General features: G+C 65.9%; 14 protein-coding genes. 6 read left to right on the top strand and 8 right to left on the bottom strand.

The window, feature by feature from the left end; translation table 11 throughout:
• The first annotated feature begins 164 nt into the window (after positions 1-164).
• Together JLDANKMP_RS21835 and JLDANKMP_RS21825 are read left to right on the top strand one after the other, a co-directional pair.
• Positions 165-1304: a two-component system response regulator gene (locus JLDANKMP_RS21835; protein ID WP_005409495.1), complete on the top strand. Its 1140-nt coding sequence runs from the start codon at positions 165-167 to the stop codon at positions 1302-1304.
• Position 1305: 1 nt separating this feature from the next.
• Positions 1306-4029, top strand: coding sequence for a response regulator (locus JLDANKMP_RS21825; RefSeq protein ID WP_249337035.1), 2724 nt, complete (start codon positions 1306-1308; stop codon positions 4027-4029).
• A 12-nt stretch (positions 4030-4041) separates the two neighbouring features.
• Here JLDANKMP_RS21825 and JLDANKMP_RS21820 read toward each other — a convergent pair whose 3' ends face one another.
• The 5 genes from JLDANKMP_RS21820 to betI form a co-directional block, all read right to left on the bottom strand.
• Positions 4042-4911, bottom strand: a complete 870-nt coding sequence (locus JLDANKMP_RS21820) for a crotonase/enoyl-CoA hydratase family protein (RefSeq protein ID WP_012480080.1) — start codon at positions 4909-4911, stop codon at positions 4042-4044.
• Between the two features lie 200 nt (positions 4912-5111).
• Positions 5112-6788 (bottom strand): long-chain fatty acid--CoA ligase, encoded by a 1677-nt coding sequence (locus tag JLDANKMP_RS21815; RefSeq protein WP_212562086.1) that lies wholly within the window; start codon positions 6786-6788, stop codon positions 5112-5114.
• Between the two features lie 222 nt (positions 6789-7010).
• Positions 7011-8693: a choline dehydrogenase gene (gene betA / locus JLDANKMP_RS21810; RefSeq protein ID WP_005409499.1), complete on the bottom strand. Its 1683-nt coding sequence runs from the start codon at positions 8691-8693 to the stop codon at positions 7011-7013.
• A 101-nt stretch (positions 8694-8794) separates the two neighbouring features.
• Complete coding sequence (gene betB, locus JLDANKMP_RS21805) at positions 8795-10267, bottom strand: betaine-aldehyde dehydrogenase (protein ID WP_133050614.1); 1473 nt, start codon at positions 10265-10267, stop codon at positions 8795-8797.
• A 38-nt stretch (positions 10268-10305) separates the two neighbouring features.
• The gene (betI, locus tag JLDANKMP_RS21800; protein WP_005409501.1) at positions 10306-10896 is read right to left on the bottom strand and encodes a transcriptional regulator BetI; all 591 of its coding nucleotides are present in this window, start codon (positions 10894-10896) and stop codon (positions 10306-10308) included.
• Positions 10897-11066: 170 nt separating this feature from the next.
• Between betI and JLDANKMP_RS21795 the strand changes: the two genes are divergently transcribed.
• The gene (locus JLDANKMP_RS21795; RefSeq protein WP_005409502.1) at positions 11067-12617 is read left to right on the top strand and encodes a BCCT family transporter; all 1551 of its coding nucleotides are present in this window, start codon (positions 11067-11069) and stop codon (positions 12615-12617) included.
• Between the two features lie 151 nt (positions 12618-12768).
• On the opposite strand, the gene acnA is transcribed toward JLDANKMP_RS21795, so the two are convergent.
• Complete coding sequence (acnA, locus tag JLDANKMP_RS21790) at positions 12769-15522, bottom strand: aconitate hydratase AcnA (protein WP_043035398.1); 2754 nt, start codon at positions 15520-15522, stop codon at positions 12769-12771.
• Between the two features lie 260 nt (positions 15523-15782).
• A complete protein-coding gene (bamE, locus tag JLDANKMP_RS21785) occupies positions 15783-16154 on the bottom strand; it encodes an outer membrane protein assembly factor BamE (RefSeq protein ID WP_005409504.1) in 372 nt (123 codons plus the stop codon).
• Positions 16155-16344: 190 nt separating this feature from the next.
• Here bamE and JLDANKMP_RS21780 point away from each other — a divergent pair, with 190 nt between their 5' ends.
• From JLDANKMP_RS21780 to acnB, 3 genes are read left to right on the top strand one after another with little or no spacing between them, the layout of a single operon-like run.
• Positions 16345-16569 carry an AbrB/MazE/SpoVT family DNA-binding domain-containing protein gene (locus JLDANKMP_RS21780; protein ID WP_005409505.1) on the top strand — a complete coding sequence of 75 codons (225 nt, stop codon included), beginning with the start codon at positions 16345-16347 and terminating at the stop codon, positions 16567-16569.
• A 6-nt stretch (positions 16570-16575) separates the two neighbouring features.
• Positions 16576-16974: a type II toxin-antitoxin system VapC family toxin gene (locus tag JLDANKMP_RS21775; protein ID WP_005409506.1), complete on the top strand. Its 399-nt coding sequence runs from the start codon at positions 16576-16578 to the stop codon at positions 16972-16974.
• A gap of 43 nt (positions 16975-17017) precedes the next feature.
• Positions 17018-19609, top strand: coding sequence for a bifunctional aconitate hydratase 2/2-methylisocitrate dehydratase (gene acnB, locus JLDANKMP_RS21770; protein WP_005409507.1), 2592 nt, complete (start codon positions 17018-17020; stop codon positions 19607-19609).
• Positions 19610-19700: 91 nt separating this feature from the next.
• Here acnB and JLDANKMP_RS21765 read toward each other — a convergent pair whose 3' ends face one another.
• Positions 19701-20645: a hypothetical protein gene (locus JLDANKMP_RS21765; RefSeq protein ID WP_212562085.1), complete on the bottom strand. Its 945-nt coding sequence runs from the start codon at positions 20643-20645 to the stop codon at positions 19701-19703.
• Between the last annotated feature and the right edge of the window lie 55 nt (positions 20646-20700).

The raw sequence follows: 20700 nt of genomic DNA, 5'->3' as shown, positions 1-20700 counted from the left end.
GAGACGGCGCGATTGACGCCTCCCGCGCTCGGCGTATCGTTAATGCACTACCTTGACGTCTGTTATGGCTTGATCGGCGCCAGGGGGAGTGCGCATTGTGGAGAGTCCGCTTCACAATGTGATGACGATCATGAACCGGGACGCATGACACGGGAGTCGGGCCGATGCAGGGTGCGAGCGTTCGCAGCAGCAGGGTATCCTCGCCTGCTGATGATCCAGCATGGTCGAGAAACCAGGCGGAGTACGCGTTGAACATCGTCATTGTTGACGACCAGACGTCCGCGCGGACGATGCTGCGTCACGTCATCGAAGACATCGCGCCGGAACTGAGCGTGTATGACTTCGGTGATCCGCTGACCGCATTGGCCTGGTGCGAGGCGCACCCGGTCGACCTGCTGCTGCTCGATTACCGCATGCCGGAGATGGACGGGCTGGAGTTCGCCCGTCGATTCCGTCGCCTGCCCAAGCACCGCGATATCCCGGTGATCCTGATCACCGTGGTCGGCGACGAGCCGATCCGCCAGGCGGCGCTGGAAGCGGGGGTCATCGACTTCCTGGTCAAGCCGATCCGCCCGCGTGAACTGCGCGCGCGCTGCTACAACCTGCTGCAACTGCGCCAGCAGACCGAGAACGTGAAGCAACGTGCGTTGTCGCTGGAGCAGCGCCTGCTGGCCAGCATGCACGAGGTCGAGGAACGCGAACGCGAGACCCTGTCGCGATTGGCGCGGGCGATCGAGTTCCGTGATGCCGGCACCAGTGCCTATCTCGAACGCATGGCGCGCGTTGCGGGGCTGATCGCCGAGCAGCTTGGCCTGCCCGAAGACGACGTGCGCCTGATCGAGATGGCGGCGCCGCTGCATGACATGGGCAAGATCGCCATTCCCGACGCGGTGCTGCTCAAGCAGGGCAAGCTCAATGACGAGGAGCTGGCGATCATGCGCCGGCACCCACGCATCGGCCACGAGCTGCTGAGTGGCAGCCAGAACCGTTTCATCCAGGTGGGCGCGCTCATCGCGCTGCGCCATCACGAACGTTACGACGGCAGCGGCTATCCCGACGGCCTGGTCGGCGAAGCGATCCCGCTGGAAGCGCGGATCGTTGCTGTCGCCGACGTCTTCGATGCGCTGATCTCGCCCCGTCCGTACAAGGAAGCATGGACCATGGAAGCCACACTGGCTTATCTGTACGCCCAGCGTGGGCGACTGTTCGATCCGCGTTGCGTGGATGCGCTGATGCGCGGCCACCAGCAGTTGATGGATATCTGCGCCCAGCACTCGACGGCATCGACGCGACCGGGTGGGTGACATGCAGGACCTGTTCGCACGCGTGAGGCGTCGGCTGGCGCAGCGTCCGGATTCGGAACATGGCCAGGCGATCGTGCGGGTGGTGCTGATCTCGCTGATCCTGGTCTATGTTCTGTTGTCCGGCGCCCGCCTGCACCGGCTGGATCAGTACCAGGGCGCGCTGGCAACGGCGGTGACCGGGCTGGGCCTGTCGCTGCTGTTGTTCGGCTGGCTGCTGTGGAAGCCGCAGCGCTCGGACCCGCGGCGGGTGGCCGGGATGCTGGCCGATTACGGCCTGATCGCGATCGGCATGATCCAGATGGGTGAGCCGCTGGCGTGGGTGTATGCGGTGGTGATGTGGGTCACGGTGGGCAACGGCCTGCGCTTCGGGCCGCGTTACCTGACCGCTGCCATCGTGCTGGCGATGATCAGTTTCGGCACTACCGTGCTGTTGACTCCCTATTGGCAGGCCAACCTGGGGCTGGCCATTTCCCTGTGGTTGGGGTTGCTGGCAGTACCGTTGTGCTGCTCCTCCCTGCTGCGCCGAAGGATGCGACATCCGACCATGGATACGACGCCCGCCGCTGGATCCGACAAGCGCTCGCTGTTGGCCCGCTTCAAGCAGCGCCTGTCCGGGCGCGAGGACAGCGAGCACGCGCAGAACCTGATCCGCATCATCATCACCGCACTGTTCATCAGCTATCTCGGCTGGCGCTCGCTGAGCGGCGGCGGTGAGGCGCTGACGGCGACGTGGCTGATCCTCGCCTTCGAGCTGACCATTTCCGCCGGCCTGCTGACCGCGATCCTGGTCAATCCGGGCGTGTCGCATGTGCGCCGGGTGATCGGCATGCTGACCGATTACACCTGCATGGCCTGGATCATGACCATCCAGGGCGAGCCGGCCGCACCGCTGTATGCGGTGATGCTGTGGGTGACGATCGGCAACGGCATGCGCTACGGCAGCACCTACCTGCGCGTGGCCACGGCCATGGGCTGCCTGGCCTTCCTGTGCACGGTGATGCTGTCGCCGTACTGGCGCGGTCACGATTATCTGGGCTGGGGCCTGTTGCTGGGCCTGGGCGCGATTCCGCTGTACTTCGATTCGCTGCTGCATGCCTTGACCCGGGCGGTGGCCGAGGCGCGGCAGGCCAACGAAGCCAAGAGCCGCTTCCTGGCCAACATGAGCCATGAGTTCCGCACGCCGTTGAACGGGCTGGCCGGCATGACCGAAGTGCTGGCCACCACCCGCCTGGACGACGAACAGCGCGAGTGCCTGAACACCATCCAGGCCTCGACCCGCAGCCTGCTGGCGCTGGTGGAAGAGGTGCTGGACATCTCCGCGATCGAAGCTGGCAAGGTGCGCGTGGAGTGGCACGAGTTCGCGCTGGCCGACGTGCTGCAGGCGATCAACCTGATCCTGACCCCGCAGACCCGCTCCAAATCGCTGGATTATCGCGTGCAGGTGGACGACAACGTGCCGCCGCGCCTGCTCGGGGATGCCGGGCACCTGCAGCAGATCCTGCTGAACCTGATGGGCAACGCGGTCAAGTTCACCGACAGTGGCTACGTGCATCTGCGCGTGTCCAGCCCCGATGCGCTGGGCAGCGAGCGGATGCGCCTGCGATTCGAGATCGTCGATACCGGCATCGGCGTGCCGGTGGCGTTGCGCGGACGCCTGTTCAATGCCTTCGAGCAGGGCGATGTCGGCCTGGCCCGTCGCCATGAAGGCACCGGTCTGGGCACCGCCATTGCCAAGGGCCTGGTCGAGTCGATGGGCGGGCAGGTCGGCTATGCGCCGAACAGCCCGCGCGGCAGCGTGTTCTGGGTCGAGATCACGCTGGACGTCGCAGACACCTCATCAGCCCCGGCGGTTCCGTCCGAGGTGGCTGAAGCCGGCAATGTCATCGCGTTTTCCAATCCCTTCCTGCGCCATCGCGCACGGGTGCGGAGCCTGCGGGTTCTGGTCGCCGACGACCACGAAGCCAACCGCATGGTGCTGCAGCGGTTGCTGGAGAAGGCCGGCCACAAGGTCACCTGCGTCAACGGCGGCGCCGAAGTGCTCGATGCGTTGGAGCAGGCCAGTTACGACGCAGCGATCGTCGACCTGCACATGCCTGGCATGAGCGGACTGGATCTGCTCAAGCAGTTGCGGGTGATGCAGGCCAGCGGCATGCCTTACGTTCCGGTCATGGTGCTGAGCGCAGACGTCACCCCCGAGTCCATCCTGCGTTGTGAGCAGGCCGGCGCCCGCGCCTTCCTTGCCAAGCCCGTGGTGGCCACCCGCCTGCTGGAAGTGCTGGCCGATGTCGCCGCCAACACCCGCTCAGAACCCGGCATCCAGTCGGTGCCTGCATTGCCGGTCGGCGATGGCGTGCTCGATACCGCGGTCCTGGACGAGTTGGCGTCGCTGGGCATGGGCGATGGCTTCGAACGCAAGTTCATCGACCAGTGCCTGGCGGACGTCGACGCGAGCATGGGCCAGCTCCAAGGCTGCGGCGAGCGCCAGGCCTGGGAGGATTTCCGCGAGCACGCCCACGCGCTGCGCGGCGTGGCAAGCAACCTGGGGCTTGTCCAGGTTGCCGCCTCCAGTGGCGAAATCATGCGCATGGCGGACTGGCAGCTGAAGGGTGAATGGAGCTCCCGCCTCGGCAACCTGGCGACCGCTCTGCGCAACGGCAGGAATGCGTTGGCTGCCCGTAGTGCGGGGGCACCGCACCGCGATGATAGCGAGCGCAGCCCGTCCTGACCCGCCAGACGATCAGGCCGGGTCGCCATTGCGCCGGGCCTGCGCCCGTACCAGCCGATCCATGGTGCGCAGGGACTTCTCGCCGAGCTGCATCGCAGTGTCTACCCAGATCTCGGTGATCCGCATCATTTCATGCAGCGGCACCATGGTGGCGATCTCGTTGACCTCACGCATCGCCGCCCAGGCGTGCGGGATGCGTCGGCTTTCCTTGATCACCTGTTCGACTGCGGCAACACCTTCGCCCACCGGCACCACGATGTCGACCAGGCCCATTTCCTTCAGCTGGCTGGCGGTGTAGAGGTTGCCTTCCAGCATGATCTTCTCCGCCAGCCGCGGACTGATCCGCTGGCACAGGAAGGAGTAGGCGCCCATGCCGGGGAACAGGTCGAACAGCACCTCCGGCAGGCCCATCAACACGCCTTCCTCGGCGACGATGGTGTGGCAGCTCAGTGCGGCCTCGAAGCCGCCCCCCAGTGCATTGCCCTGGACCAGGGCGATGCTGTGGGCACGGGTGCCCAGGCCGGCATGGAAGGCATGCACGCCGCGCACGCAGCGCTGGGCATAGTCGAGCAGGCGGGCGCGGTCGCCCTCGCGGATCAGGCGGCAGAACAGTTCGAGATCGCCGCCCAGGTTGAACACGTCGCTGTCCGAGGCAAGTACGACATGGGGTGACAGAGCGTGCGAGGCGCTGAGGCGATCGCCCAGTTCGCGCTGGTAGTCGACGATGTCATCGACCAGGCGCGAGGCGAAGCACGGCCGGCCTGGCTGGTTGACCAGGTTGGCGTGCATATGGATCCAGTAAACATCCCGCTCGGGTTCTTCGGTGATACGCAGGGTAGGGTGCTGCGAGGGACGGGTAATGATGGGGCGTACTGCAGACATGGGAGTTCTCCGTGTGACCGTCCGGCCAACCGCAGAGCGGACGGAGAGGAGTGGGGGGGCGAGCTGAACATGCGGCGGCGACTGATTCTATGCACCCGTCGTGAACCGCCCGCAAGGGCCGGGCCGGCCATGTTCCGGCAATAAAAAGACCCCGCCGTCTCCGGCGGGGTCCCCTGTACTGTCGTGTTGCCCGGAAACCCTTACTGGGTGGGCGTATCACGCAGCTCGCGACGGAGAATCTTGCCGACGTTGGTCTTCGGCAGCTCCTTTCGGAATTCTACGATTCTGGGGTGCTTGTAACCGGTCAGGTTGGCCCGGGCATGTTCCTTGACCATTTCCGCGGTCAGGTTCGGGTCCTTCTTCACGATCACGACCTTCACGACCTCGCCGGACTTCTCGTCCGGGACACCGACCGCAGCCACTTCCAACACGCCGGGCATCATCGCGATGACGTCCTCGACCTCGTTCGGGTACACGTTGAAGCCGGACACCAGGATCATGTCCTTCTTGCGGTCGACGATGTAGAAGAAGCCCTGTTCGTCCATCTTCGCCATGTCGCCGGTGTGCAGCCAGCCGTCGGCGTCGATGGCGGTGGCGGTTTCCTCCGGGCGCTGCCAGTAGCCCTTCATCACCTGCGGGCCCTTGATGCACAGCTCGCCCACTTCGCCCAGCGCCAGGATGTTGCCGTTGTCGTCCTTGATGCACGCATCGGTGGACGGGATCGGCAGGCCGATGGCGCCGTTGTACTCGGGCAGGGTGAGCGGGTTGATGCAGGCTGCCGGCGAGGTCTCGGTCAGGCCATAGGCTTCGACCAGGGTCACCCCGGTGACCTTCTTCCAGCGTTCGGCCACGGCACGTTGTACCGCCATGCCGCCGCCGAGGGTGAACTTGACCGAAGAGAAGTCGATCTCGTCGAAGCCGGGCGTGTTGAGCAGGCCGTTGAACAGCGTGTTGACGCCGGTGATGGCGGTGAAGCGGGTGCCCTTGAGCTCCTTGACGAAACCCTTCATGTCGCGCGGGTTGGTGATCAGGTGGTTGCAGCCACCGAACTTCATGAAGACCAGGCCGTTCGCGGTCAACGCGAAGATGTGGTACAGCGGCAGGGCAGTGATGATCACTTCCTTGCCCGGCTCGATGCCCGAGGTGGACAGCCACGCCGACGCCTGCTGCATGTTGGCGATCAGGTTGCGGTTGGTCAGCATCGCGCCCTTGGCCACGCCGGTGGTACCGCCGGTGTACTGCAGGAAAGCGATGTCGTCGTGGTCGATCTCGACAGGCGGAAGTGCGTGGTGGCTGCCCAGCTTGAGCGCCTGCCTGAAGCGGACGGCGCCCTTGATGTGGTAGTTGGGCACCATCTTCTTGACGTACTTCAGTACGAAGTTGACGATCGCGCCCTTGGCGCCGAGCAGGTCGCCCAGGCCGGTGGTGACCACGTGCTTGACCGGCGTATCGGCGATGACCTGTTCGACGGTGTCGCCGAAGTTGTCGACCACCACCAGCGCACTGACGCCCGCGTCGACCAGCTGGTGCTTGAGTTCGCGCGCGGTGTACAGCGGGTTGACGTTGACCACGGTCAGTCCGGCGCGCAGCACGCCGAAGGTGGCCACCGGGTACTGCAGGCAGTTGGGCATCATCAGGGCGACGCGGTCACCCTTCTTGAGCTTGAGCTCACCCAGCAGGTAGGCGGCGAACTGGGTGACCAGCGCATCGGTCTCACCGTAGGTGAGCACTTTGCCGAAGCTGGAGTAGGCCGGACGGTCGCGGAATTTCGCGACGGAAGCGTCGAAGACCGAAGCTACCGAATGGAACTCGTTGACGTCGATTTCGGCGGGAACGCCTTTCGGATAGCTCTGCAGCCAGGGACGATCCAGACTCATATTCCCCCTCCAGGAATCGTGATGTATTAGGTTCCGGCCCTGAGCGTAGCGACAATGGCCGTTCATTGCAGCATACCCCGCCGTAGGGAAAACGCGAAGAGGCCCCGAAGGGCCTCTTTGCTTGGTCGTGCCGGCCGCTGGCCGGCGTCTGCGCTCGATCGGGATTCCGGTGGATGCCGGCCAGCGGCCGGCACGACCGTGTCGCCAAGCGGGGCGCTTGCGTCAGTCCTGCTTGCGCACCGGTGCACCGTTGGCCTTGTAGTACGGCGCGGTGCTGCGGGCCAGCGGGGTGCGGCCGCGGATCACGTCGGCCAGCTTCTCGGCCATCATGATGGTCGGCGCGTTGAGGTTGCCGGTCACCACCTGCGGCATGATCGAGGCATCGACGATGCGCAGGCCTTCCAGCCCGTGCACGCGGCCCTGGCCGTCGACCACCGCCATCGGGTCATCGGCGTGGCCCATCTTGTTCGAGCACGACGGGTGGTAGGCGGTCTCGGCATGTTCGCGGACGAACGCATCGATCTGCGCATCGGTCTGCAGCGCGCTGCCCGGGGAAATCTCGCGGCCGCTGTACGGTGCCAGCGCCGGCTGCGCGAAGATCTCGCGGGTGATGCGGATCGCCGCGCGGAACTCGCGCCAGTCCTGCTCATGCGACATGTAGTTGAAGAGGATGCTCGGATGTTCGCGCGGATCCTTCGAACGCACGTGGATGCGGCCGCGGCTGGGCGAGCGCATCGAACCGACGTGCATCTGGAAGCTGTGCGCCTTGATCGGGTTGGAGCCGTTGTAATTGATCGCCACTGGCAGGAAGTGGTACTGCAGGTTCGGCCAGTCGAATTCGGCGTCGCTGCGGATGAAGCCGCCGGCCTCGAACTGGTTGCTGGCGCCGATGCCGGTGCCCAGGAACAGCCACTCGGCGCCGATGGCCGGCTGGTTGTACAGCTTCAGTGCCGGTGCCAGCGAGACCGGCTTCTTGCACTCGTACTGCAGGTACATCTCCAGGTGGTCCTGCAGGTTGGCGCCGACGCCCGGCAGGTGGTGCACCAGGTCGATGTCCAGGCTGCGCAGCAGGTCGGCCGGGCCGACGCCCGAACGCTGCAGGATCTGCGGCGAGGCGATGGCGCCGCCACACAGCAGCACTTCGCGGCGCGCGGTGGCACGCTGCGGCTGGTCGTTGTGCAGCCACTGCACGCCCACCGCACGCTTGCCCGAGAACAGGATGCGGTCGGTAAGCGCGTGGGTGACGATGGTCAGGTTCGGGCGCGGCTTGGCCAGGTCCAGGTAACCACGGGCGGTGCTGGAGCGACGGCCCTTCGGGGTCACCGTGCGGTCCATCGGGCCGAAGCCTTCCTGCTGGTAGCCGTTGAGGTCGTCGGTGCGCGGGTAGCCGGCCTGCACGCCGGCTTCGACCATCGCAGCGAACAGCTCGTTGTTACCGGCCTTCGGCGTGGTCACCCGCAGCGGGCCGTCGCCACCGTGGTAGTCGTTGGGGCCGATGTCACGGGTTTCCGCCTTGCGGAAGTACGGCAGGCAGTCCAGGTAGGTCCAGTCTTCCAGGCCCGGCATGCTGGCCCAGTTGTCGTAATCCATCGCGTTGCCGCGGATGTAGCACATGCCGTTGATCAGCGACGAGCCGCCCAGGCCCTTGCCGCGGCCGCAGTCCATGCGGCGGTTGTTCATGAAGGGCTCGGGATCGGTCTTGTACGCCCAGTTGTAGCGCTTGCCCTGCAGTGGGAAGGCCAGTGCCGCCGGCATCTGGGTACGGAAGTCGAGCCGGTAGTCCGGGCCACCGGCTTCCAGCAGCAGCACGCTGACATCGGCATCTTCGGTGAGGCGGGTAGCCAGCACGTTGCCGGCCGAACCGGCGCCGATGATGATGTAGTCGTACTCGTTATGGGTGCTCATGGGTGTCTCCTGCAGACCGGGGCGCGCTGCATGCAGGCGTCCCGGCGGAATGTCGGATCGGCGCGGTGGCCGGACGAGGGTGCGCGCTCGGGGCGCGCCGGTCAGAACACGCTGGCGTAGTCGCCCAGTTCCACCTGCACCGACTTGATGCGGGTGTAGTGGCCGAGGGTGGAGATGCCGTTCTCGCGGCCGACGCCGGATTCCTTGTAGCCACCGACCGGCATTTCGGCCGGCGACTCACCCCACGTATTGATCCAGCAGATGCCGGCTTCCAGGCGGTGGATGATGCGGTGGGCGCGGCTGATGTCCTTGCTGACCACGCCGGCGGCCAGACCGAAGGTGGTGTCGTTGGCGCGACGCACCACTTCGTCTTCGTCGTCGTAGGCGAGGATGCTCATGACCGGCCCGAAGATCTCTTCCCGGACAATCGTCATGTCATCGCGGCAGTCGGAGAACACGGTCGGCAGCACGTAGGCGCCATTGGCCAGCGCGCCTTCGGTGGCACGGCCACCGCCGGTCAGCAGGCGGGCGCCTTCGGCCTTGCCGCTTTCGATGTAGCGCAGCACGTTTTCCATGTGCGGGAAGCTGGTCAGCGGGCCGAAGTTGGTTTCGGCGGCCATCGGGTCGCCGATGCGGATGCGCTTGACACGCTCGACCACGGCGGCCTCGAATGCGGCGAGCATGCTGCGCGGCACGAACACGCGGGTGCCGTTGGTGCAGACCTGGCCGGAGCTGAAGAAGTTGGCCATCACCGCGATGTCGGCGGCGCGATCCAGGTCGGCGTCATCGCAGATCACCAGCGGCGACTTGCCGCCCAGCTCCATGGTCACTTCCTTCAGCGAGGAGGACGCGGCGCTGGCCATGACCTTCTTGCCGGTGGCGACGCCGCCGGTGAAGGAAATCTTCTCGATCACCGGGTGCTCGGTCAGCCACTGGCCGATCTCGCGGCCCGGGCCCTGCACGACGTTGAACACGCCGGCCGGCACGCCGGCTTCGGTGTAGATCTCGGCCAGCCGGATCGCGGTCAGCGGGGTCACTTCCGAAGGCTTGAACACCATCGCGTTGCCGGCAGCCAGCGCCGGGGCCGACTTCCACATGGCGATCTGGATCGGGTAGTTCCAGGCGCCGATGCCGGCGACCACGCCCAGCGGCTCGCGACGGGTGTAGAAGAAGCTCGATTCGCGCAGCGGAAGCTGGATGCCTTCGATGGCGGTGGCCAGGCCGGCGTAGTACTCGACCACGTCGGCGCCGGTGACGATGTCCACGGTGGTGGTTTCGGCCAGCGCCTTGCCGGTGTCCAGGGTTTCCAGGTGGGCCAGTTCGTCGTTGCGCTCACGCAGGATCTCGACGGCGCGGCGCAGGATGCGCGAGCGTTCCATCGCGGTCATCGCGGCCCACACCTTCTGGCCTTCGGACGCGCTCTGCACGGCACGCTCGACGTCGGCCTGGCTGGCAACCTGCACTTCGGCGATTACCTCACCGGTGGCCGGGTTGACGGTCTTGAAGGTCTTGCCGCTGGTGGCATCGACGCGCTGGCCGTGGATGTAGAGCTGTTGGACGGGCAGGGTGGTCATGGGGCGTACTCCTTGGAAGGGGGCGGGTGCTGAAGCGCTTATAGCGCGACAGCCTGCAACTGGAAGTCGATGTAGCCGTAAGCGATGCGCCGGGACTTCTCGGCGTTGAACTGGCCGCCGACCAGGCTGCCGCGCAGCCACAGGCCATCGATCATCGCGGCCAGCCCGCGGGCGGCCAGGCGGGCCTGCGGGTGGGGCAGCAGGCGGTTGAACTGGTGGCACAGGTTGGAGAACAGGCGCTGGTCGTTGGCGCGCTGCAGCCGGGCCAGTTCCGGCTGGTGCATGCTCGCGGCCCAGAAGGTGAGCCAGACGCGCATCGCGGTGCCGTTGATCTGGCTGTCGTCGAAGTTGCCGTCGACGATGGCGCGCAGCTGCTCGCGCGGGTCGTCGCTGGCGTCGGCGCGGTAGCGGGCGACCGCGTCCTTCAGCTCGCGCAGGATCTGCCGCATTGCAGCATTGAGCAGGCCGTCCTTGTCGCCGAAGTAGTGGGCGACGATGCCGCTGGACAGCCCTGCCTTCTTCGCGATGGTGGCGACGGTCGCATCGGCCATGCCGATCTCGTCGATGGTCTGGAAAGTGGCCCGGATCAGCTGTTCGCGCCGTACCGGTTCCACGCCTTTCTTCGGCATTGTCTCTCCACGGATTGCGACCCGAAGGATCGGGCTGCCCGCCATTATGCTTTTTATTGATTGAACGTTCAATCAATAAACCCTAGGATGCGCTCGCGCCCCACGCCATGGGCCCGGTTTACCGGTCCGGCCCCGCCCATGTGCTCCCTCGGACTTGATGAGACGACCCCATGTCTTCCCTGGCTCATCCCAAGCGTTCGCCCCTGCGCTTGAACCGTTTTGTCTTCTTCAGCTCCTCGGTGTCGATCGGCATCCTCGGGCTGCTCACCGTTCTCTATCCCGAAGGCAGCGAGCACTGGCTGCAATGGGCGCAGGCCGAGGTGTCGGCCGCGTTCGGCTGGTGGTACATGCTGCTGATCGTGCTGTGCCTGGGCTTCGTGCTGTGGCTGGCGTTCTCGCCGTATGGCCGCATCCGCCTGGGTCACAACGAGGAATCGCCGGCCTTCGGCTACGTCGCCTGGGTCTCGATGCTGTTCTCGGCCGGCATCGGCATCGCGCTGCTGTACTACGGCGCCTACGAGCCGCTGGACCACTTCCTGCATCCGCCCGGGCAACCCGGCGGCACCGTGGCCGCCGGCCGCGAGGCGATGGTGCTGACCTTCCTGCACTGGGGCCTGCACGGCTGGGCGCTGTATGCGCTGGTCGGCGTGGCACTGGGCTATTTCGCCTACCGCCGTGACCTGCCGCTGGCGCTGCGCTCGGCGCTGTACCCGATCTTCGGTGAGCGCATCCATGGTCGCATCGGCGACATGGTCGATGGCTTCGGCATCCTCGCCACGCTGATCTCGATGGTCACCAACCTCGGCATCGGCGCGCTGGTGGTGCAGTCCGGCCTGGTCTACCTGTTCCACATCCCGGATACGCCGCAGGTGCTGGTGGCGATCGTGCTGGTGATGATGGTGGTGGCCACCATCGGCGTGGTCGCCGGTGTGGAGAAGGGCATTGCCTGGTTGTCCAACCTCAACGTGCGCCTGCTGTGCGGCCTGCTGCTGTTCGTGCTGGTCACCGGCCCGACCCTGCACCTGTTCGATGGCCTGATCCAGAACACCGGCGATTACCTCGGTGCGTTCGTGCGCAAGAGTTTCGACATGTACCTCAACGACCCGAAGGGCCGTGAGTGGATGGGCTCGTGGACGCTGTTCTACTGGGCCTGGTGGATCGCCTGGGCGCCGTTCGTCGGCCTTTTCGTGGCACGCATCTCGCGTGGCCGCACCATCCGCGAAGTGATCATGGGCGTGCTGCTGATCCCGCTCGGCTTCACCCTGGCCTGGCTGTCGATCTTCGGCAACACCGCCATCGACCTGGTGCTCAACCATGGCCAGGCGATCCTGGGTGACGTGGCCCAGCACGATGCGGCGATGACGCTGTTCAAGCTGCTGGAATACCTGCCCGCCGCGCCGTACGTGGCCGGTGCCGCAGTGGTGATCGGCTTCGTGCTGTTCCTGACCCCAGTCGATTCGGGCACGCTGATGATCGCCAACCTGTGTACCCGTCGCGTTGACGATGGGGTGGAAGACGGCCATGACGCGCCGATCTGGCTGCGCGTGTTCTGGGCCGTCGGCATCACCGTGGCCAGCGTCGGGCTGCTGCTGGCCGGCAATTTCAGCGCGATGCAGACGGCGGTGGTGCTGTGCGGCCTGCCGTTCTCGTTCACCCTGGCGTTCTACATGTGGGGCCTGCTGAAGGCGCTGCGCACCGACCCGGACGCGCCGCGCCGCTGAGCGCGCACCTGGCGCCCATCCCGGTGCCGCCGGAGATGCGGTAGATCCAGGCCATGCCTGGCTGCAGAGAAACAGGAAGGGCCGGATCCGCGAGGATCCGGCCCTTTTGTCGGGTAGTCGACCAGCAGTCGACTCTACCGAGAGCGGAACGTTACTTGCTGGCCAACTGGCGCAGCACGTACTGCAGCAGGCCACCATGACGGAAGTACTCGACTTCCTTCGGGGTCAGCAGCATCACCGACACCTCGAAGGTCTTCTTCGTGCCGTCGGCCTTGGTCGCGGTGACCGTGGCGCGCTTGCTGGCACCGTCCTGCAGGCCGGTGATGTCGATCACTTCCGAGCCGTCCAGGCCCAGGCTCTGCGCGTTCTCGCCGTTGCGGAACTGCAGCGGCAGCACGCCCATGCCGACCAGGTTGGAGCGGTGGATGCGCTCGAAGCTTTCGGCGATGACCGCCTTCACCCCCAGCAGCAGGGTGCCCTTGGCAGCCCAGTCACGCGACGAACCGGTGCCGTATTCCTTGCCGGCCAGCACCACCAGCGGCACCTTGTCGGCCTTGTACTTCATGGCCGCATCGTAAATCGCCAGCTTTTCCGGCTGGCCGCCACCGGCCGGGTAGTACAGGGTGTTGCCGCCTTCCTCGCCACCGAACATCAGGTTCTTGATGCGGATGTTGGCGAAGGTGCCGCGGACCATCACGTCATCATTGCCGCGGCGGCTGCCGTAGCTGTTGAAGTCGGCCGGCTGCACGCCACGTTCCTGCAGGAAGCGGCCCGCCGGCGAGTCCTTCTTGATGTTGCCGGCCGGGGAGATGTGGTCGGTGGTGATCGAATCGCCGAACAGGCCCATCACGCGCGCGCCGTGCACGTCGTCGATGCTGCCGGTCTGCATGGTCATGCCATCGAAGTACGGCGGGTTCTTGATGTAGGTGGAGGCATCGCTCCACGCGTACAGGTTGCCGTCCGGCGAGGCGATGGTGTTCCAGCGGGTATCACCCTTGAACACGTCGGCGTAGTTCTGCTTGAACATCTCCGGGCCGATGGTGGCGGCGATGACGTCACCGATTTCCTTGTTGCTCGGCCAGATGTCGCGCAGGAACACCGGCTGGCCATCGCTGCCGGTACCCAGCGGCTGGGTGGTCAGGTCGATGTCGGTGGTGCCGGCGATGGCGTAGGCCACCACCAGCGGCGGGCTGGCCAGGTAGTTCATCTTCACTTCGGGGTGCACGCGGCCCTCGAAGTTGCGATTGCCCGACAGCACCGAGGTGACCACCAGGTCGCCGGTGGCGATGCCGGCGCTGACTTCGGTCGGCAGCGGGCCGGAGTTGCCGATGCAGGTGGTGCAGCCGTAGCCGACCACGTAGAAGCCGATCTTTTCCAGCTCCTTCAGCACACCGGCCTTTTCCAGGTAATCGGTGACCACGCGCGAGCCCGGCCCGAGCGAGGTCTTCACCCACGGCTGGCGGTTCAGGCCCTTGGCGGCCGCATTGCGGGCCAGCAGGCCGGCGCCGATCATCACCGCCGGGTTGGAGGTATTGGTGCACGAAGTAATGGCAGCGATGACCACCGCGCCGTCCTTCAGGCGGACCTTGCGGCCTTCGATCTCGATGTCGGCGAAGCCCTTGGCCAGCTGCTCGTTGCCGACCGCGGCGCCGCCGCCTTCGTTGACGAACGAGGAGACGTCGTCGCTGCGCTTGTCACGGTTGGCGGTCATGCCGACCAGGGCTTCACGGTAGTTCTTCTGCACGTCTTCCAGCAGCACGCGGTCCTGCGGGCGCTTCGGGCCGGCCAGCGACGGCTTCACCGTGCCCATGTCCAGTTCCAGCGTGGTGCTGTACTGGGCGTGCGGGCTGCCCGGCTCGTGCCACAGGCCCTGCGCCTTGGCGTAGGCCTCGACCAGGTTGATCTGCTCTTCGCTGCGGCCGGACAGGCGCAGGTAGTTCAGCGACTCGGCGTCGATCGGGAAGATGCCACAGGTGGCGCCGTATTCCGGGGCCATGTTGCCGATGGTGGCGCGGTCGGCCAGCGGCAGGTGCTGCAGGCCGTCACCGTAGAACTCGACGAACTTGCCGACCACGCCCAGCTTGCGCAGCATCTGGGTGACGGTCAGCACCAGGTCGGTGGCGGTGGCACCCTCGGGCAGCTTGCCGGTCAGCTTGAAGCCGACCACCTGCGGGATCAGCATCGACGATGGCTGGCCGAGCATGGCGGCCTCCGCTTCGATGCCGCCCACGCCCCAGCCCAGCACGCCGATGCCGTTGATCATCGTGGTGTGGCTGTCGGTACCGAACACGGTATCGGGATAGGCCACGGCCTTGCCATCCTTGTCCGCGGTCATCACCACGCGGGCGAGGTTTTCCAGGTTCACCTGGTGGACGATGCCGGTGTTCGGCGGCACCACCTTGAAGTTGTCGAAGGCCTTCTGGCCCCAGCGCAGGAAGCCGTAGCGTTCCTGGTTGCGCTGGAATTCGATCTTGCCGTTGAGGTCCAGTGCGTCCGGCTTGCCGAACACATCGACCTGCACCGAGTGGTCGATGACCAGCTCGGAAGGAATCTGCGGGTTGATCTGCTCCGGCGAGCCGCCGAGCTTGACCACCGCATCGCGCATCGCGGCCAGGTCGACCACGCAGGGCACGCCGGTGAAGTCCTGCAGGACCACGCGCGCCGGCATGAAGGCGATCTCGGTATCCGGTTCGGCCGCCGGATTCCAGCGGGCCACGGCTTCGATGTGGTCCTTGCCGACGGTGATGCCGCCGTCCTCGTGCCGGAGCAGGTTCTCCAGCAGGATCTTCATCGAGTAGGGCAGGTGGGAGATATCGAAGCGCTGGCCCAGCGTGGGCAGGCTGAAGTAGTCGTAGGTCTTGCCGCCGACGTTCAGCTGGCTGCGGGTGGAGAACGAATCGCTCATGCGGGGTAACTCCTTCTTGCGGATGGCTTGCTCTGGCCCGTGCGTGCAGGGGCCTGCTTGCGGTCGCCGGTGGCATTCCGGCCCCGGATCCTGCCCAGTATCGGCGATCCAGCGCCCGGCAATGACCCGGCTGGCTTGGAACGCAAGGTTACAGCGGTGTGTGTAGCCTTCGTGTCAGCGCGTGCGGTCGTCGCCCGCTGGCCCGAACGCAGACGGGACGCCCATGGGCGTCCCGTCCGGAAGTGCGTGTCGAGCAGGACTTACTTGCCGTTGGCGGCATCCAGCAGCGGATTGCCGGTCTTGCCAACAGCGTTGCTCTTGGACTTGGCCGTCAGCACACCCTGCTTGTTGAATTCCAGGACGGTCGCTTCCTGGATGTTCTTGCCGAAGGTCTTGATCTTCACGTAGTCGTAGTACCAGACCTGCGTGTCGCCCAGCTGTTCGCGGCGGCCGGGTGCGCCGAACTTCTCACGGACCTGGTCCTGGCTGGTCTTGCCGACTTCCAGGGTGTCCATCTGCTGTTGGGTGATCTCGACGCCGGTGGTGTAGGCGCCGAACGGATTGGCGTGGGCTGCCGTCGTCGAAAGGGCCAGCGGGGCAGCCAGCATCAGGGCAAGGGTCAAGGCGCGCATGGAACATCCTTTTATGGCGGGTAGGTGCGGGCGGCACGCGGTGCGTCCAGCCCGGGGCCGCAGCAGGTCGCTGCGGAGCCAGTCTAACCCCCGGATGCGACCAGCGCAGGATCGCGGTCACGGATTGGCCGGGTTTGTTCCAGATACTGCAAGTATGTATAATTCATGCATACTTTTTGAGGCGTACCCCATGGAAGCCACCGTTGCTGAACGCGGACAGATCACCCTGCCCAAGGCGGTGCGTGATGCCCTCGGCCTGACCAAGGGCACGCTGCTGAAGGTCGAGCTGGACGGCAGCCGCATCATCCTGCGCAAGAGTGTTGACGATGCCATCTCACGGGCGCGCGGCAAGTTCGCGCTGGACGGCTTCGAATCGTCCGACGCGGCGGTGCGCGCGGTGCGTGACGAGGAGTAAGCCGTGATGATCGCCGTCGATTCACCGGTGCTGGTCGAGCTGCTCAGCAATGGTCCGCAGGCCGATGCCGTGGAAGCCATCCTCAGGCAGAGCCTGGTCGGCGGCCGCGTGGTGGTCTGTGGCGCGACGTTGGCCGAAGTCTGCGCTTCGCTGCGCGGCGGTGCCGAAGTGCTCGAAGCGCTGGAAGAGATGGGCGTGCATTTCAACCCGATGGAAGCCAAGTCGGCACTGCGCGCCGGCGAGATGCACCGCCGTCATCGCCAGCGCGGCGGCAGCCGCCGCAGCCTGGACGAATTCATGGTCGGCGCCCACGCACTGCTGCAGTGCGACGGCCTGATCACCTGGAACGACACGTTTTACCGCGACTACTTCAAGGGCCTGAAGCTGATCGTGCCGCAAGCCTGAGCCCACTTTGTTTTTTCAACCTACGCATTACCCGGGAGTTGTCATGTTGGAAGCCTACCGCCACCACGTCGCCGAGCGCGCTGCGCTTGGCATCCCGCCGCTGCCGCTGAGCGCGCAGCAGACGGCCGATGTCATCGAACTGCTGAAGAACCCGCCGCAGGGCGAGGCCGAGTTCCTGCTCGACCTGCTGACCCACCGCGTGCCGGCCGGCGTCGATGACGCAGCCAAGGTCAAGGCCTCGTACTTGGCCGCGATCGCGCTGGGCAGCGAGCAGAACCCGCTGATCAGCCGCGAGCGCGCCACCGAACTGCTGGGCACCATGCTCGGCGGTTACAACGTTGCGCCGCTGGTGCAGCTGCTGGACGACACCAGCGTCGGCACCATTGCCGCCAATGGCCTGAAGAAGACCCTGCTGGTGTTCGACGCGTTCCACGACGTGCAGGAAAAGGCCAAGGCCGGCAACGCCAACGCCCAGGCCGTGCTGCAGAGCTGGGCCGATGCCGAGTGGTTCACCAGCAACCCGGAAGTGCCGCAGAGCCTGACCGTCACCGTGTTCAAGGTGCCTGGCGAGACCAACACCGACGACCTGTCGCCGGCACCGGATGCGACGACCCGCCCGGACATCCCGATGCACGCTCTGGCGATGCTGAAGAACAAGCGCGACGACGCGCCGTTCACCCCGGAAGAAGACGGCAAGCGCGGCCCGATCCAGCAGATCCTCGACCTGAAGGACAAGGGCCACCTGGTTGCCTATGTCGGCGACGTGGTCGGTACCGGCTCCTCGCGCAAGTCGGCCACCAACAGCGTGCTGTGGTGGACCGGTGATGACATTCCGTTCATCCCGAACAAGCGCGCCGGTGGCGTCTGCCTGGGTTCGAAGATCGCCCCGATCTTCTACAACACCATGGAAGATGCCGGCGCACTGCCGATCGAGCTGGACGTGTCGAAGATGGAGCACGGCGATGTGGTCGAACTGCGTCCGTACGAAGGCAAGGCGCTGAAGAACGGTGAAGTGATCGCCGAGTTCCAGGTCAAGTCCGAAGTGCTGTTCGACGAAGTGCGTGCCGGTGGCCGCATTCCGCTGATCATCGGCCGTGGCCTGACCGGCAAGGCGCGCGAAGCGCTGGGCCTGGCCCCGACCAACCTGTTCCGCCTGCCGGTGCAGCCGGCTGACACCGGCAAGGGCTTCTCGCTGGCACAGAAGATGGTCGGCCGCGCCTGTGGCCTGCCGGAAGGCCAGGGCATGCGCCCGGGCACCTACTGCGAACCGAAGATGACCTCGGTCGGCTCGCAGGACACCACCGGCCCGATGACCCGTGACGAGCTGAAGGACCTGGCCTGCCTGGGCTTCTCGGCCGACCTGGTGATGCAGTCGTTCTGCCACACCGCCGCCTACCCGAAGCCGGTGGACGTGAAGACCCACCACACCCTGCCGGAGTTCATCTCCACCCGTGGCGGCGTTTCGCTGCGCCCGGGCGACGGCGTGATCCACAGCTGGCTCAACCGCATGCTGCTGCCGGACACCGTGGGTACCGGTGGTGACTCGCACACCCGCTTCCCGGTGGGCATTTCGTTCCCGGCCGGTTCGGGCCTAGTCGCCTTCGCTGCGGCCACCGGCGTGATGCCGCTGGACATGCCGGAGTCGGTGCTGGTGCGCTTCAAGGGCAAGATGCAGCCGGGCGTGACCCTGCGTGACCTGGTCAACGCGATCCCGCTGTACGCGATCAAGTCGGGCCTGCTGACCGTGGCCAAGGCTGGCAAGAAGAACATCTTCTCCGGCCGCATCCTGGAAATCGAAGGCCTGCCGGAGCTGAAGGTCGAACAGGCGTTCGAACTGTCCGACGCCTCGGCCGAGCGTTCGGCGGCCGGTTGCTCGGTGCGCCTGAACAAGGAACCGATCATCGAGTACCTGACCAGCAACATCACGCTGCTGAAGTGGATGATTGCCGAGGGCTACCAGGATCCGCGTTCGCTGCAGCGTCGCATCGAGAAGATGGAGGCGTGGCTGGCCAACCCGCAGCTGCTGGAGCCGGATGCCGATGCCGAGTACGCCGCCGTCATCGAGATCGACCTGGCCGACATCCACGAGCCGATCGTGGCCTGCCCGAACGATCCGGACGACGTGAAGACCCTGTCCGAAGTCGCTGGCGCCAAGATCGACGAAGTGTTCATCGGTTCGTGCATGACCAACATCGGCCACTTCCGTGCCGCTGCCAAGCTGCTGGAAGGCAAGCGTGACCTGCCGACCCGCCTGTGGGTGGCCCCGCCGACCAAGATGGACGCCTCGGAGCTGACCAAGGAAGGCGTGTACGGCACCTTCGGCGCCACCGGCGCCCGCATGGAAATGCCGGGCTGCTCGCTGTGCATGGGCAACCAGGCGCAGATCCGCGAAGGCTCCACCGCGATGTCGACCTCGACCCGCAACTTCCCGAACCGCCTGGGCCGCAATACCAACGTGTACCTGGGTTCGGCCGAACTGGCCGCGATCTGCTCGCGTCTGGGCCGCATCCCGACCAAGGAGGAGTACATGGCGGACATCGGCGTGATCAACGCCAATGGTGCGGAGATCTACCGCTACATGAACTTCGACCAGATCGAGGAATACCAGGACGTGGCCAACACGGTCGCTGCCTGATGCGGTAGTGCCGGCCGCTGGCCGGCACGCCGTTGAAACGAAGAACCCCCGGTGAGAGCCGGGGGTTCTTCGTTTGGGGGCGTACCCAGGTTCAGGCCTGGGTAACGGCCGCCGCTTCCTCGGTCACGGCCGGCGTTTCCGCCGGAAGCTCGGCTTCCACCGCAGGCTGCGGCAGAGCGCCATGGTCGGGGAACAGGCGGGGCAGCTCAGCCACGAAACGCGCGATGCAGGCCTCGGCGAACTCACGCGACGCCGCCTTGGCCTTCGCATAGTCGTCTGCCTGCCATTCCTGCAGCGGGGCAACCCGTGCTTCGTCCCGGCAGTGCACGCCCTGGCCGCCACTGGCGCTGCGGAACAGCTTGCGCACCACCGGGAAGCCGATGGTTACATCGTGGCGCAGCTCGTAGGGGGTCTCTGCATCGCTGAGCTTCTGGTACACCAGCGACCACTGGCCGGCGCTGGCTTCCACGGTGCGCTCGTCGCTGGGAATGGCGCCGGGGTGGGCCGCGAAATAGAGTGCCAGCTGCTCGCGGATCATGCCGGGCAATGCGCCGAAGGCCGGGCTGGGCACAGAGTTGATGTCCTCGCCACGGACGTTGTTCTTGCTGAAGCTGTTGCTGGTGCCGATGTCACCCACGCCAGTGACGAACGCCAGAGCAGACAGGCCGACCTTGGCCGCGGTGACGGCAGCGGTGTCGGCACGCATCACCAGGCGCAGCACGTGATCGCCCACGCGATTACCGTTGGGGCCTGCACCCAGTCCGGAAGTGACCTTGATGTGCTGCAGGCTGCTGTAGTCGACAGGAGGTGCCACGGCGGCTGTGACATTCCCGATGGCCGGATCGGCCGCGGTGGGGGCGTGCGCCGCGTCTGGCGCGGTCGCCGCATCCGTTGCTGGATCGAACGTTGATTCGCTGGTGACTGCGGAATCCACGGCAGGCGTGGGTGTGGGTGCTTCGTCGTTGGCGTAGGCCGACGGCGCCAGCAGCAGGGTGGCCGCGATCGCGGCGGCGAGGCAGGTTGGGCGTAATGCCACGGTAGTACTCCTTTGGGAAACGAAAATGAGGCGCTGTGCGCGCTCTGGTGGTTGA

This window comes from Stenotrophomonas sp. PE591 (assembly GCF_018320795.1).
In the GTDB taxonomy this organism is placed as follows: Bacteria; Pseudomonadota; Gammaproteobacteria; order Xanthomonadales; family Xanthomonadaceae; genus Stenotrophomonas; species Stenotrophomonas maltophilia.
The sequence above is the reverse complement of the archived record's forward strand: the minus strand, read 5'-3'. Positions and strand labels throughout refer to the sequence as shown.